The following is a 13,315-nucleotide window of genomic DNA, read 5'->3' on the forward strand; positions in this document are numbered from 1 at the left end:
GTCAGCTCCCGGTCTCCTCCTTCAGCAGGGCCGTGAAGTCCGCGACCGCCGCCTTCACGTCGTCGGCCGTCCACTCCAGGGCGGCGGCGCGTACGTAGACCTCGGTGACCGCGAGGCCCGGGCCCCGCGCGTCCCAGGGGTTGGAGAAGAGGGCGGTCTTCGTCTGCTCGGCCTGCCGGATCGCGGCCTCCGAGACGGCGTCCGGATCGAACGGCAGCCAGACCTGGAACTCGTTCGTGTGCGGCTGCTCGGGGTGGACGCGTATCCAGGGCACCCCGGCCGCCGCGAACCCCTCCCGCAGCGCCTCGGCGACCACGCGCGCGTGGCCCACGTACGCGGGGAGTCGGGGGAGTTCCCGGTCCAGGCCCGCGAGTGCCGTCAGCGCGGTGGGGAACTGCTGGAAGATCTGGCCGCCGTACCGGTGCCGCCAGGTCTTCGCCTCGTCGATGAGGGTCTTCGGGCCGGCGATCGCGGCGCCGCCGAGGGCTTCGAGGGACTTGTAGAACGACACGTAGACGCTGTCGGCGAGGCCGGCGATCTCGTCGAGCGGGCGGCCGAAGTGGGTGGCGGACTCCCACAGGCGGGCGCCGTCGAAGTGGACCACCGCGTCGCGTTCGCGCGCGGCCTCGACGACGGCGGAGAGCTCCTCCCAGGAGGGCAGCACGAAACCAGCGTCCCGGAGGGGCAGTTCGAGCATCAGCGTCCCGAAGGGCTCCGGGAAGTCGCGGACCTCGTCGGCGGTCGGCTGCCGGGGTTCGCTCGTCACGTGGACCGGGCGGAGCCCGCTGACCTGGCTGAACGCGTCCCGTTCGTGCACCTCGGGGTGGGCGAGCGGGTGCAGGGCGACGGTCGGGTTGCCGGTGCGGCCCGCCCAGCAGCGCAGGGCGACCTGCTGGGCCATGGTGCCGGTGGGGAAGAAGGCCGCGGCCTCCTTGCCGAGCAGTTCGGCGACCCGCTTCTCCAGGGTCTCGACCACGCCGCCGCCGTACATGTCCGACGTCTCGTCGAGGTCGTACAGCTCGGCCGCCTCCTGTACGAAGGTGAGCCGTTCCCGGAGTGTGCCCAGGAAGCCGAGGCGGGCGAGGGCGCGCTCGGCGTTCCGGTTCGCGTCGAGGCGCCGCTTGCGGCGCGCCAGGACGCGTTCCTCCTCGGTCGCCGGCTCCACTCCCTGCGCGCCCTGCTCCGCCTGCTCTTCGCCCTGTTCCGCCGTATCGCTCATGCTCCGGATGATGCCTGGCGCGGGTCCGCGGAAGCACCCGGATTTCCCCAGGCTTTCCCGTACGGCACGGCTGTGTGACAACCCACAGCCTGTGGACAACCCGACGCCCCTCGAACCGATCGCGTTAACATGACGAGAAATCGTCCGGTACCCGGAGCGGACTGGAACGGGAAGGCCGCCGTCGCGTGAGTACATTCCAACAGCCAGAGCCCAAGGACCGCCCCGCGCGGCTCGCCGTCGGTGTCGTCGGCGCCGGCCGGGTGGGCCCCGCGCTGGCCGCCTCGCTCCAGCTGGCCGGGCACCGCCCGGTGGCCGTCTCCGGGGTGTCCGACGCGTCCAGGCGACGGGCCGCGCTGATGCTGCCGGACGTGCCGGTCGTCACGCCCGCGCAGGTCCTGGAGCGCTCCGACCTGGTGCTGTTGACCGTCCCGGACGACGCCCTGCCCGGGCTCGTGGAGGGCCTCGCCGAGACCGGGGCCGTACGCCCCGGACAACTGCTCGTGCACACCTCCGGGCGGTACGGCGCGCAGGTCCTGGACCCCGCTCTGCGGGTCGGCGCGCTGCCACTGGCCCTGCACCCCGCGATGACCTTCACGGGCACTCCGGTGGACGTCCAGCGGCTCGCCGGGTGCTCCTTCGGGGTCACCGCGCCCGAGGAGTTGCGGCTGGCCGCCGAGGCCCTGGTGATCGAGATGGGCGGCGAGCCCGAGTGGATCGCCGAGGAGAACCGCCCGCTCTACCACGCGGCCCTCGCGCTGGGCGCCAACCACCTGGTGACCCTGGTCGCCGAGTCCATGGAGCTGCTGCGCACGGCCGGTGTCGAGGCCCCCGACCGGATGCTCGGCCCGCTGCTGGGCGCCGCCCTGGACAACGCCCTGCGCTCCGGCGACGCGGCGCTCACCGGCCCCGTCGCGCGCGGGGACGCGGGCACGGTCGCCGCGCATGTCACCGAGTTGCGCAAGCACGCGCCCCAGACCGTCGCCGGCTATCTGGCGATGGCCCGCGCGACCGCCGACCGGGCCCTGGCCCACGGGCTGCTGAAGCCGGAGCTCGCCGAGGATCTCCTCGGGGTGCTCGCCAACGGCACCGAGGGAGATGCCGGATGACCGCCACCCTGCTGCGTACCGCCGCCGAACTCCACGCACGCACGCGTGCGGGCCGCCGCGTCGTCGTGATGACGATGGGCGCCCTGCACGAGGGCCACGCCACCCTGGTCCGCACGGCCCGTGAGATCGCCGGACCGGACGGCGAGGTCGTGGTCACCGTCTTCGTGAACCCGCTGCAGTTCGGCGAGGGCGAGGACCTCGACCGCTATCCGCGCACCCTGGACGCCGACCTCAAGATCGCCGAACTGGCGGGCGCCGACGTCGTGTTCGCGCCCTCCGTGGACGAGGTCTACCCCGGCGGCGAACCCCAGGTGCGCGTCTCGGCGGGCCCCATGGGCGAACGCCTGGAGGGCGCGGTCCGCCCCGGCCACTTCGACGGCATGCTCACCGTCGTCGCCAAACTGCTGCACCTCACCCGCCCCGACGCCGCCCTGTTCGGCCAGAAGGACGCCCAGCAGCTCGCCCTGATCCGCCGCATGGTGCGCGACCTGAACTTCGGCATGGAGATCGTCGGCGTGCCGACCGTGCGTGAGGCCGACGGCCTGGCGCTGTCCAGCCGCAACCGCTATCTGTCCCCCGGGAGCGGCGTACCGCGCTCGCCCTCTCCCAGGCCCTGTTCGCCGGCCGCGACCGGCACGCCGCCCAGGAGGCGCTCCGCGCGCGGGCCCGTGAGGTGCCCGCCACGCACGCGCGTGCCGAGGCGCTCAGCGCCATAGGGGAGTCCCGCGCGGCGGCCGACGCGCACGCCGTCGCCAAGGCGGCCCCCGGCCCCGGCAACCCGGCCTCCGTCCGCGCGGCCGCCCGTCTGGTCCTGGACGACGCGGCCCGCCTGGACCCGCCGCTCGTCCTGGACTACCTCGCCCTGGTCGACCCGTCCGACTTCACGGACGTCGACGAGGACTTCATCGGGGAGGCCGTCCTCGCCGTCGCCGCCCGGGTCGGGACGACCCGGTTGATCGACAACATCCCACTCGCTTTCGGAACCCTCGGAGCCGCCTCGTGACCAGCACAGGCATACGACTGCACGCACCCGCCCCAGGGTGGTCCATCGATGCGGACGTCGTGGTCGTCGGCTCCGGAGTGGCCGGCCTGACCGCGGCCCTGCGCTGCGAGGCGGCCGGGCTGCGGACGGTCGTCGTCACCAAGGCACGCCTCGACGACGGCTCCACCCGCTGGGCCCAGGGGGGCATCGCAGCCGCCCTCGGGGAGGGCGACACCCCCGAACAGCACTTGGACGACACCCTGGTCGCCGGGGCGGGCCTGTGCGACGAGGAGGCCGTACGGATCCTCGTCACCGAGGGCCCCGACGCCGTACGGCGGCTCATCGAGACCGGCGCCCACTTCGACGAGTCCTCCGAAGGAGGACTGGAGCTGGCCCGCGAGGGCGGTCACCACCGGCGCCGGATCGCGCACGCGGGCGGCGACGCGACCGGCGCGGAGGTCTCCAGGGCGCTCGTCGAGGCCGTACACGCGCGTGGCCTGCGCACGATCGAGAACGCGCTCGTGCTGGACCTCCTGACGGACGCCGAGGGGCGTACGGCGGGGGTCACCCTGCACGTCATGGGCGAGGGGCAGCACGACGGCGTGGGTGCCGTGCACGCGCCCGCCGTGGTCCTCGCGACCGGCGGCATGGGGCAGGTCTTCTCGGCGACCACCAACCCGTCCGTGTCGACCGGCGACGGGGTCGCCCTCGCCCTCCGCGCGGGTGCCGAGGTCTCCGACCTGGAGTTCGTGCAGTTCCACCCGACCGTGCTGTTCCTCGGCGCGGACGCGGAGGGCCAGCAGCCCCTCGTCTCCGAGGCGGTGCGCGGCGAGGGCGCCCATGTGGTCGACGCCGACGGTGTGCGCTTCATGGTGGGCCAGCACGAACTCGCCGAGCTCGCGCCCCGGGACATCGTCGCCAAGGGCATCACGCGGCGCATGCTGGAGCAGGACGCCGAGCACATGTTCCTCGACGCCCGGCACTTCGGCGCCGACATGTGGGAGCACCGCTTCCCGACGATCCTCGCCGCCTGCCGCAGCCACGGCATCGACCCGGTCACCGAGCCCGTCCCGGTGGCCCCGGCCGCCCACTACGCCTCCGGCGGCGTCCGCACCGACTCCCGGGGCCGCACGACCGTCCCCGGGCTGTACGCGTGCGGCGAGGTCGCCTGCACCGGTGTGCACGGCGCTAACCGGCTCGCCTCCAACTCCCTCCTCGAAGGCCTCGTCTACGCCGAGCGGATCGTCGCCGACATCACCGGGAACCAGGCCGGGAACGCGCTCCACGCGCGTGTGCCCGAGCCGGTCCCGCACCCCCAGAAGCCCGCGCACCCGCTGCTCGCCCCCGAGGCCCGCTTCGCGATCCAGCGGATCATGACCGAGGGCGCGGGCGTCCTGCGCTCCGCCGAGTCCCTCGCCAAGGCCGCCGGACAGCTCCAGCAGCTGCACACCGACGCCCGCGACGCCCTCGACGAGAACGGCAAGACCGCCGAGCCCGGCGTCGACACCTGGGAGGCCACCAACCTCCTGTGCGTGGCCCGCGTCCTGGTCACCGCCGCGGCTCAGCGCGAGGAGACCCGCGGCTGCCACTGGCGCGAGGACCACGCCGACCGCGACGACACCGCGTGGCGGCGCCACATCGTCGTACGGCTGAATCCGGACCGCACGCTGGCCGTAGACACCACGGACACCGCAGACTTCCCCCCGACCCGGCAGCACCGTCCCCAGGAGCAGTGACAGAAGTGAGCACCCACGACCTTCCCCTCGCCGACAGCGGTGGCTGCGGCGACGACTGTGCCTGCGGCGCGGGCGCCGACGCGGAGGCCGCAGAGTACGCAGTGTGCGGCCTCGACCCCGCGCTCGCCGAGCTCCTGGCGGACGCCGGACTCGACCCCCTGGAGGTCGAGGACATCGCCAACGTCGCCATCCAGGAGGACCTGGCCGGCGGCGTCGACGTGACGACCGTGGCGACCATCCCTGAAGAGGCCGTCGCCACCGCCGACTTCACCGCGCGCGAGGCCGGTGTCGTGGCGGGCCTCAGGGTCGCCGAAGCGGTGGTCTCCGTGGTCTGCACCGACGAGTTCGAGGTCGAGCGGCACGTGGAGGACGGCGACCGCGTGGAGGCCGGACAGAAGCTCCTGTCGGTCACCACGCGCACGCGCGACCTCCTGACCGCCGAGCGCAGCGCGCTCAACATCCTGTGCCGCATGTCCGGCATCGCGACCGCCACGCGCGCGTGGGCCGACGCCCTGGAGGGCACGAAGGCGAAGGTCCGCGACACCCGCAAGACGACGCCGGGACTGCGCTCCCTGGAGAAGTACGCGGTCCGGAGCGGCGGCGGGGTCAACCACCGCATGTCCCTCTCGGACGCGGCCCTCGTCAAGGACAACCACGTGGTCGCCGCGGGCGGCGTCGCCCAGGCCTTCGAGGCCGTACGGGAGGCCTTCCCGGACGTGCCGATCGAGGTCGAGGTCGACACCCTGCACCAGCTCCGCGACGTCCTGGCCGCCGGCGCCGACCTGATCCTGCTGGACAACTTCACGCCCGACGAGTGCGCGGAGGCCGTCGGCATCGTCGCCGGCCGCGCCGCACTGGAGGCCTCGGGGCGGCTCACCCTGGACAACGCCAAGGCGTACGCCGACACCGGGGTGGACTACCTCGCCGTAGGGGCCCTGACCCACTCCGCGCCGATCCTGGACATCGGCCTCGACCTCCGCGAGGCGCAGTAGTCATGCTCCTCACGATCGACGTGGGCAACACGCACACCGTCCTGGGCCTGTTCGACGGCGAGGAGATCATCGAGCACTGGCGCATCTCCACGGACGCGCGCCGTACCGCCGACGAACTCGCCGTCCTCCTCCAGGGCCTGATGGGCATGCACCCGCTCCTCGGAGAGGAGCTGGGCGACGGCATCGACGGCATCGCGATCTGCGCCACCGTCCCGTCCGTCCTGCACGAACTGCGCGAGGTCACCCGCCGCTACTACGGCGACGTGCCCGCCGTCCTCGTCGAACCGGGCGTCAAGACCGGCGTCCCGATCCTCACCGACAACCCCAAGGAGGTCGGCGCGGACCGCATCATCAACGCGGTCGCCGCGGTCGAGCTCTACGGAGGTCCGGCGATCGTCGTCGACTTCGGTACGGCGACCACCTTCGACGCGGTCTCCGCGCGCGGGGAGTACATCGGCGGTGTCATCTCCCCCGGCATCGAGATCTCGGTCGAGGCCCTGGGCGTCAAGGGCGCCCAGCTCCGCAAGATCGAGGTGGCCAGGCCGCGCAGCGTGATCGGCAAGAACACCGTCGAGGCCATGCAGTCCGGCATCGTCTACGGCTTCGCCGGCCAGGTCGACGGCGTCGTCAACCGCATGGTCAAGGAGTTGGCCGACGACCCCGAGGACGTCACCGTCATCGCGACCGGCGGCCTCGCCCCGATGGTCCTGGGCGAGGCCTCGGTGATCGACGAGCACGAGCCCTGGCTGACGCTGATCGGCCTGCGGCTGGTGTACGAGCGGAACGTCTCGTGGATGTGATCACGCGCGCGGGGCGCACAGGGGGCTGCTCGGTCGTCTCACGAGCGTCTCGGTGTGACCCGCGCGCGTGGTGCTGCCGACCGACACCCCGGACCGGCAAGTGCCTCAACGAGGTGACCCCGCGCGCGTGGCCTCGCCCCCTCCGCCGACCCGCACCCCGTGATCGCCCCCGGCGCGCACCCCCGCCGTCCGGCGAAAACCCCGCGCCACACCCGCCCCCTATGTCGAATTTGTCTGATTAGCGCGTATCGTCGCCCCATGCCCACGCCATACGGATCCCGCGGCGGCATGGCGTTCGGTGCGGAGGAGCTGCGTGTGCTCCGTCGCGCTCTCGCCCTCGCCCTCCAGCCCAGAACCGCCTCGGCCGAGGACGTCCAGGACTGTCTCCGGCTCGCCGAATCGCTCGACGAGGCGGTACACGAGGGAGTCCGGCTGCGCGCCTTCCTGGTCGCCGACCTCGCCCGGTACCGCGCCGCCCTGCCCGGCACCACCGCCGGCTACCTCACCCTCCTGGAGGAGGCGCTCGGCGCCGGGTACCGCCCGGACGTCGACGACCTCTCCGCGCTGAGAGCGCTGCGTGGGAACCCCTCCGCCGCAGCCCTCCTGGACCGCTGTCTCACCCTCGCCGAACAGGACGTACGCGCGCGTCTCGCCCGTCGTACGACCGCCAGGGCCACCGCCCCGACCGTCCCCGCCTCGCGCACCCGCCTCCTGGCGCTCCCTGGAGGCCGCTCCGGCGGCTATCGCGCGGCCGACGGCGAACCGGTCGGGGAGGACGCCAAGGAGCCCGTACGCAAGCCCGTGGAGCGGCCGGGCGAACGGCCCGCGCCGACGCCCGCGCCCTCGGCGCCGAAGCCGTCCCGGCCCATCCCCACCCCCGGCGAGGTCTTCCCCCGGCGCAAACCGGCACCACCTCCCGCGAACCCGTCGCAGCAACTCGCCGCCGGCTGAACCGACCCCGCCCCGTCCTCCTGGGGAGCCGTGGCTACTCTGGAGGGCATGGACTATGTCTCCGCGCTCGTGCCCCCGGTCGTCATGGCCGTGTTCTTCATCGGACTGATCCGGGTCATCGTGAAGACCCAGGGCGGGGCCATGAAGGCCAAGGAGGACGCGGCCGTCGACGCCGCCATCGCGCGCGCGGAGAGCGCCCGCCAGGCCTCTTCGGCCGCCGACGCCTGAACCCTCCGTTTTCCGCGGCGCCTTCAAGGGCGTACGACTCCCGCACGCGCACGCGTGCTTTCCGAGTCGTACGCCCTTTTTGTTCCTTTTCCACTATGGTTCTGAGCTGTGCCTCGCCCATTGGGAGAACTCGAAGACTCGGTCATGACGCGGGTGTGGAAGTGGAACCGCCCGGTGACCGTTCGAGAAGTCCTGGAAGACCTTCAGCAGGAACGGTCGATCGCGTACACCACGGTGATGACCGTTTTGGACAATCTCCATCAGAAGGGCTGGGTGCGCCGTGAGGCGGAAGGCCGGGCCTATCGATATGAGGCGGTCTCCACACGGGCCGCCTACTCCGCCGCCCTGATGAACGACGCCTGGTCCCAGAGCGACAACCCCGCCGCCGCTCTCGTCGCCTTCTTCGGGATGATGAGCGACGAACAGCGTGAGGCCCTCCGCAGCGCCGTACGCATCGTCCAGGGACCGGAAACACCCGAACCCGCGGATGGCGTCCAGAACCCCGGCTCCACGCCCTCCAGGGGCGGGCGATAGCGTCCGCTCATGTCAGCAGAGCACCCCGAAGTCACCGCGAAAGCCATCACCGTCCGGCGGGCCAGGACCGGTGATGTCGAGGCGGTGCGCCGACTCCTTGACGCCTACGTCCGCGGTCGCATCCTGCTCGACAAAGCGACGGTGACTCTTTACGAGGACATCCAGGAGTTCTGGGTCGCCGAACGGGACGACAACGCCGAGGTCGTCGGCTGCGGGGCACTGCATGTCATGTGGGAAGACCTCGCGGAAGTCCGCACTCTCGCGGTGAAGCCCGGCTTGAAGGGGGCCGGTGTGGGCCATCAGTTGCTGGAGAAGTTGCTGCACACGGCTCGCTGGCTAGGCGTTCGTCGCGTTTTCTGTCTCACCTTCGAAGTGGACTTCTTCTCGAAGCACGGCTTCGTGGAGATCGGTGAGACACCCGTTGACACCGATGTCTACGCGGAGCTGTTGCGTTCCTATGACGAGGGCGTGGCGGAGTTCCTCGGTCTCGAACGAGTGAAACCGAACACCTTGGGCAACAGCCGGATGCTTCTGCATCTGTGATCGCGGCCCCCAATTCGGCCGGGTCGCCCTGCCCAGGTTCCCTATGTCCGAAACGCGCATCTTTCTGGGCGGGGGAGGTCGCTCGGTCTCTCCCAGGGGTTTGTGTTTTTCCAGCAAAAGCGGTTTGCTTTCCGACGTAGTGCAGTACTGCATATAACAGGGGACGGCGAAACGGCGGACGCCGCAGACCCCAGACCCGCAAGTAATCGATGAAAGGAAATCCGGTGGCACAGAAGGTTCAGGTCCTTCTTGTCGATGACCTCGACGGCGGCGAGGCGGACGAGACGGTGACGTTCGCGCTGGACGGCAAGACGTACGAGATCGATCTCACCACCGCGAATGCGGACAAGCTCCGTGGACTTCTCGACGCTTACGTGAAGGGCGGGCGCCGTACCGGTGGCCGCGCTTCGGGTGGCCGCGGAAAGGCACGCGCCGCGACCGGTGGCAGCCAGGACACCGCGCAGATTCGCGCGTGGGCCAAGGAGAACGGCCACGACGTGAACGACCGCGGCCGTGTTCCCGCGGCCATTCGCGAGGCCTACGAGAAGGCCAACGGCTGAGCGCACGAGCGCCGCAGCCGTACCCGGTGGCACTGTGTGGCCACCGTGTCCACAAGTCGTACGAGATCAGGGGCGTGACCGACGCCCCCCACGGCCGGCATTGTCGGCAGCGAGGCCTCGACCTCGCACCCCGGCTCGGGGGGTCGCAGCCATACGGCGGCCCCCTGCAAGGGACCCGGGCGGTTCGCGGGGAGCGGCTGCCCCTGGGAGGTCCCCGCGCCGGACAGCGGTCCCCCTGCGGGCCTCGCCCCGGGGAGCGACGGCGCCTCCATGAGCCCGTCCGCGCCCAGCGCCACCAGATCCAGCGCCGGCGCCAGAGCGCCCCACTCCAGCCAGTCCAGCAGCCCCGGGAGCTCCTCCGCGCTGCCCGCGGCCACCAGCAGCCGCATCCGGTCGCCCTGCACGGCCACCGGAGAATCCGGACCCAGCCGCCACAGTGCCGCGGCACCGGCCTCGACCGGCACGTCCAGGACGTCGAAACGCAGGCCCGTGACGAGCCGTAGCGGCTCTCCGGGCACCGTGCGCCACCCCAGTTCGTTCTCGTACCAGTTCCGCCGCCGGTCGTCCGGACCGAGCGGGCGGCGGGGGAGCGGGACCGTGCTGAGAGGGGGGACTGTGCGAACCATGCCAAGAGCAACCGCTGAAGCGGGCCGGGAGTTACGCTGGGTGGTCCAACGAATGCGCTGGGTGCGGGTTGCGGGGGCGTTCGGGGGTGCGGCGCGGCGCAAGGTTGTTCGCCCGTAGCGGAGGGAACCGGTGCGAACGGCATGGAGTGTCAGTCCGTGCGGGTAAGACAATCCCTAGTGGGAGGGGGCGACACGCAGAAAAGGGCGTCTCACGTTCGCCATCGGCGTACTCATGGTGAGGGTAACTGCCTGGCCTGCGGGAACATCGTCTCGCACCATCAGGTTGGAGCAGATGTCGGCGTTACGGTTCAGGAGGCAGTGTTGGTTCTCGGTCCGGTGTCGGCAGTTGGAATGAGCGGTCCCCGCTTGCGGGACTAAGCTGCGGAAGGACAGGGAGGGGAGCGTCCCCTTACTGCCTGACCGCTCTGAGGAGCGATTAACGATGTTCGAGAGGTTCACCGACCGCGCGCGGCGGGTTGTCGTCCTGGCTCAGGAAGAAGCCCGGATGCTCAACCACAACTACATCGGCACCGAGCACATCCTCCTGGGCCTGATCCACGAGGGTGAGGGTGTCGCCGCAAAGGCCCTGGAGAGCCTCGGCATTTCGCTTGAGGCGGTCCGCCAGCAGGTTGAGGAGATCATCGGACAGGGCCAGCAGGCACCGTCCGGTCACATCCCCTTCACTCCCCGTGCCAAGAAGGTCCTGGAGCTGTCGCTCCGCGAGGCCCTTCAGCTGGGCCACAACTACATCGGCACGGAGCACATCCTGCTCGGCCTGATCCGTGAGGGCGAGGGCGTCGCCGCCCAGGTCCTGGTCAAGCTGGGCGCTGATCTCAACCGTGTGCGGCAGCAGGTGATCCAGCTGCTCTCCGGTTACCAGGGCAAGGAGACCGCCACCGCCGGCGGCCCTGCGGAGGGCACCCCCTCGACGTCCCTGGTCCTCGACCAGTTCGGCCGGAACCTCACCCAGGCCGCTCGTGAGTCCAAGCTCGACCCGGTCATCGGGCGCGAGAAGGAGATCGAGCGGGTCATGCAGGTGCTGTCCCGCCGTACGAAGAACAACCCGGTCCTGATCGGTGAGCCCGGCGTCGGCAAGACCGCCGTCGTCGAGGGCCTCGCCCAGGCCATCGTCAAGGGCGAGGTGCCCGAGACCCTCAAGGACAAGCACCTCTACACCCTGGACCTCGGCGCGCTGGTCGCCGGCTCCCGCTACCGCGGTGACTTCGAGGAGCGCCTGAAGAAGGTCCTCAAGGAGATCCGCACCCGCGGCGACATCATCCTGTTCATCGACGAGCTGCACACGCTGGTCGGTGCGGGTGCCGCCGAGGGCGCCATCGACGCCGCTTCGATCCTGAAGCCGATGCTGGCCCGCGGTGAGCTGCAGACCATCGGCGCCACGACGCTGGACGAGTACCGCAAGCACCTGGAGAAGGACGCGGCCCTCGAGCGCCGCTTCCAGCCCATCCAGGTCGCGGAACCGTCCCTGCCGCACACCATCGAGATCCTCAAGGGTCTGCGCGACCGCTACGAGGCGCACCACCGTGTCTCCATCACGGACGAGGCGCTCGTACAGGCCGCCACGCTGGCCGACCGGTACATCTCGGACCGCTTCCTGCCGGACAAGGCGATCGACCTGATCGACGAGGCCGGCTCCCGGATGCGCATCCGCCGGATGACCGCGCCGCCGGACCTGCGCGAGTTCGACGAGAAGATCGCCGGCGTCCGCCGCGACAAGGAGTCCGCGATCGACTCGCAGGACTTCGAGAAGGCCGCCTCCCTGCGCGACAAGGAGAAGCAGCTCCTGGCCGCCAAGGCCAAGCGGGAGAAGGAGTGGAAGGCCGGCGACATGGACGTCGTGGCCGAGGTCGACGGCGAGCTGATCGCCGAGGTCCTCGCGACCGCCACCGGCATTCCGGTCTTCAAGCTCACGGAAGAGGAGTCCAGCCGTCTCCTCCGCATGGAGGACGAGCTCCACAAGCGGGTCATCGGCCAGAAGGACGCCGTCAAGGCGCTCTCGAAGGCGATCCGTCGTACGCGTGCGGGCCTCAAGGACCCGAAGCGTCCCGGTGGTTCGTTCATCTTCGCCGGTCCGTCCGGTGTCGGTAAGACCGAGCTGTCCAAGGCGCTCGCGGAGTTCCTCTTCGGTGACGAGGACGCGCTGATCTCCCTCGACATGTCGGAGTTCAGCGAGAAGCACACGGTGTCGCGGCTCTTCGGTTCGCCCCCCGGTTACGTGGGCTACGAAGAGGGCGGCCAGCTCACGGAGAAGGTCCGTCGCAAGCCGTTCTCGGTCGTCCTCTTCGACGAGGTCGAGAAGGCCCACCCGGACATCTTCAACAGCCTTCTGCAGATCCTGGAGGACGGTCGCCTGACCGACTCCCAGGGCCGGGTCGTGGACTTCAAGAACACGGTCATCATCATGACGACCAACCTTGGAACCCGTGACATCTCGAAGGGCTTCAACCTGGGCTTCGCGGCCACGGGTGACACGAAGTCCAACTACGAGCGCATGAAGAACAAGGTCTCGGACGAGCTCAAGCAGCACTTCCGCCCCGAGTTCCTCAACCGTGTCGACGACGTCGTCGTCTTCCCGCAGCTCACCCAGGACGACATCCTCCAGATCGTCGACCTGATGGTCGGCAAGGTGGACGAGCGCCTCAAGGACCGGGACATGGGCATCGAGCTCTCCCAGGCCGCGAAGGAGCTCCTCTCCAAGAAGGGTTACGACCCGGTGCTGGGCGCGCGTCCGCTGCGGCGCACGATCCAGCGCGAGATCGAGGACACGCTCTCGGAGAAGATCCTCTTCGGCGAGCTGCGTCCCGGTCACATCGTGGTCGTGGATGTCGAGGGCGAGGGCGACGCGAAGACCTTCACCTTCCGGGGTGAGGAGAAGTCGGCGCTTCCCGATGTGCCGCCGATCGAGGATGCTGCGGCTGGTGGCGCGGGTCCGAATTTGAGCAAGGAGGCGTAAGGCTCAGGGGTTTGGGCTTTACGGCTATGAAAGGGGTCGGTGCCTTTTGGCACCGGCCCCTTTCGCG

General features: G+C 70.6%; 12 protein-coding genes and 1 pseudogene. 11 read left to right on the forward strand and 2 right to left on the reverse strand.

Annotated features, from left to right (window positions below):
* Position 1: 1 nt before the first annotated feature.
* Entirely contained in the window at positions 2 to 1,219 is a 1,218-nt protein-coding gene (locus R2B38_RS23225) for a threonine aldolase family protein (protein WP_318017980.1), read from the reverse strand.
* Between the two features lie 185 nt (positions 1,220 to 1,404).
* Here R2B38_RS23225 and R2B38_RS23230 point away from each other — a divergent pair, with 185 nt between their 5' ends.
* The 10 genes and pseudogenes from R2B38_RS23230 to R2B38_RS23275 all read left to right on the forward strand — a co-directional run bounded on the left by R2B38_RS23230 (position 1,405) and on the right by R2B38_RS23275 (position 9,651).
* Entirely contained in the window at positions 1,405 to 2,325 is a 921-nt protein-coding gene (locus R2B38_RS23230) for a Rossmann-like and DUF2520 domain-containing protein (protein ID WP_318017981.1), read from the forward strand.
* Positions 2,322 to 3,328: pseudogene (panC, locus tag R2B38_RS23235) on the forward strand (pantoate--beta-alanine ligase). Before R2B38_RS23230 ends, panC begins: the two are co-directional and overlap by 4 nt.
* A complete protein-coding gene (locus tag R2B38_RS23240; RefSeq protein ID WP_318017982.1) occupies positions 3,325 to 5,043 on the forward strand; it encodes an L-aspartate oxidase in 1,719 nt (572 codons plus the stop codon). Before panC ends, R2B38_RS23240 begins: the two are co-directional and overlap by 4 nt.
* 5 nt (positions 5,044 to 5,048) lie before the next feature.
* On the forward strand, positions 5,049 to 6,035 hold the full coding sequence (gene nadC / locus R2B38_RS23245; protein ID WP_318017983.1) for a carboxylating nicotinate-nucleotide diphosphorylase: 987 nt from the start codon (positions 5,049 to 5,051) through the stop codon (positions 6,033 to 6,035).
* 2 nt (positions 6,036 to 6,037) lie between these two features.
* Entirely contained in the window at positions 6,038 to 6,835 is a 798-nt protein-coding gene (locus R2B38_RS23250; protein WP_318017984.1) for a type III pantothenate kinase, read from the forward strand.
* Between the two features lie 288 nt (positions 6,836 to 7,123).
* On the forward strand, positions 7,124 to 7,786 hold the full coding sequence (locus tag R2B38_RS23255; RefSeq protein WP_318021767.1) for a hypothetical protein: 663 nt from the start codon (positions 7,124 to 7,126) through the stop codon (positions 7,784 to 7,786).
* Positions 7,787 to 7,834: 48 nt separating this feature from the next.
* Positions 7,835 to 8,014, forward strand: coding sequence for a hypothetical protein (locus R2B38_RS23260; protein ID WP_033286119.1), 180 nt, complete (start codon positions 7,835 to 7,837; stop codon positions 8,012 to 8,014).
* Positions 8,015 to 8,158: 144 nt separating this feature from the next.
* Positions 8,159 to 8,548 carry a BlaI/MecI/CopY family transcriptional regulator gene (locus tag R2B38_RS23265; RefSeq protein ID WP_033286118.1) on the forward strand — a complete coding sequence of 130 codons (390 nt, stop codon included), beginning with the start codon at positions 8,159 to 8,161 and terminating at the stop codon, positions 8,546 to 8,548.
* A gap of 9 nt (positions 8,549 to 8,557) precedes the next feature.
* Positions 8,558 to 9,091 carry an amino-acid N-acetyltransferase gene (locus R2B38_RS23270; RefSeq protein ID WP_019064250.1) on the forward strand — a complete coding sequence of 178 codons (534 nt, stop codon included), beginning with the start codon at positions 8,558 to 8,560 and terminating at the stop codon, positions 9,089 to 9,091.
* 224 nt (positions 9,092 to 9,315) lie between these two features.
* Positions 9,316 to 9,651: a histone-like nucleoid-structuring protein Lsr2 gene (locus tag R2B38_RS23275; protein ID WP_033286117.1), complete on the forward strand. Its 336-nt coding sequence runs from the start codon at positions 9,316 to 9,318 to the stop codon at positions 9,649 to 9,651.
* Here R2B38_RS23275 and R2B38_RS23280 read toward each other — a convergent pair.
* Positions 9,630 to 10,277, reverse strand: a complete 648-nt coding sequence (locus R2B38_RS23280) for an SCO3374 family protein (RefSeq protein WP_318017985.1) — start codon at positions 10,275 to 10,277, stop codon at positions 9,630 to 9,632. The genes R2B38_RS23275 and R2B38_RS23280 overlap by 22 nt on opposite strands.
* Positions 10,278 to 10,719: 442 nt before the next feature.
* Here R2B38_RS23280 and R2B38_RS23285 point away from each other — a divergent pair, with 442 nt between their 5' ends.
* Entirely contained in the window at positions 10,720 to 13,248 is a 2,529-nt protein-coding gene (locus R2B38_RS23285) for an ATP-dependent Clp protease ATP-binding subunit (protein ID WP_033286115.1), read from the forward strand.
* Positions 13,249 to 13,315 lie beyond the last annotated feature (67 nt).

The sequence above is a fragment of the Streptomyces sp. N50 genome, assembly GCF_033335955.1.
Classification (GTDB): Bacteria; Actinomycetota; Actinomycetes; order Streptomycetales; family Streptomycetaceae; genus Streptomyces.

Bases quoted from the DNA above. Each gene is read 5' to 3' on its own strand.
- R2B38_RS23225 (WP_318017980.1), bottom strand. From the start codon at position 1,219: ATGAGCGATACGGCGGAACAGGGCGAAGAGCAGGCGGAGCAGGGCGCG.
- R2B38_RS23250 (WP_318017984.1), top strand. From the start codon at position 6,038: ATGCTCCTCACGATCGACGTGGGCAACACGCACACCGTCCTGGGCCTG.
- R2B38_RS23255 (WP_318021767.1), top strand. From the start codon at position 7,124: ATGGCGTTCGGTGCGGAGGAGCTGCGTGTGCTCCGTCGCGCTCTCGCC.
- R2B38_RS23260 (WP_033286119.1), top strand. From the start codon at position 7,835: ATGGACTATGTCTCCGCGCTCGTGCCCCCGGTCGTCATGGCCGTGTTC.
- R2B38_RS23265 (WP_033286118.1), top strand. From the start codon at position 8,159: ATGACGCGGGTGTGGAAGTGGAACCGCCCGGTGACCGTTCGAGAAGTC.
- R2B38_RS23270 (WP_019064250.1), top strand. From the start codon at position 8,558: ATGTCAGCAGAGCACCCCGAAGTCACCGCGAAAGCCATCACCGTCCGG.
- R2B38_RS23280 (WP_318017985.1), bottom strand. From the start codon at position 10,277: ATGGTTCGCACAGTCCCCCCTCTCAGCACGGTCCCGCTCCCCCGCCGC.
- R2B38_RS23285 (WP_033286115.1), top strand. From the start codon at position 10,720: ATGTTCGAGAGGTTCACCGACCGCGCGCGGCGGGTTGTCGTCCTGGCT.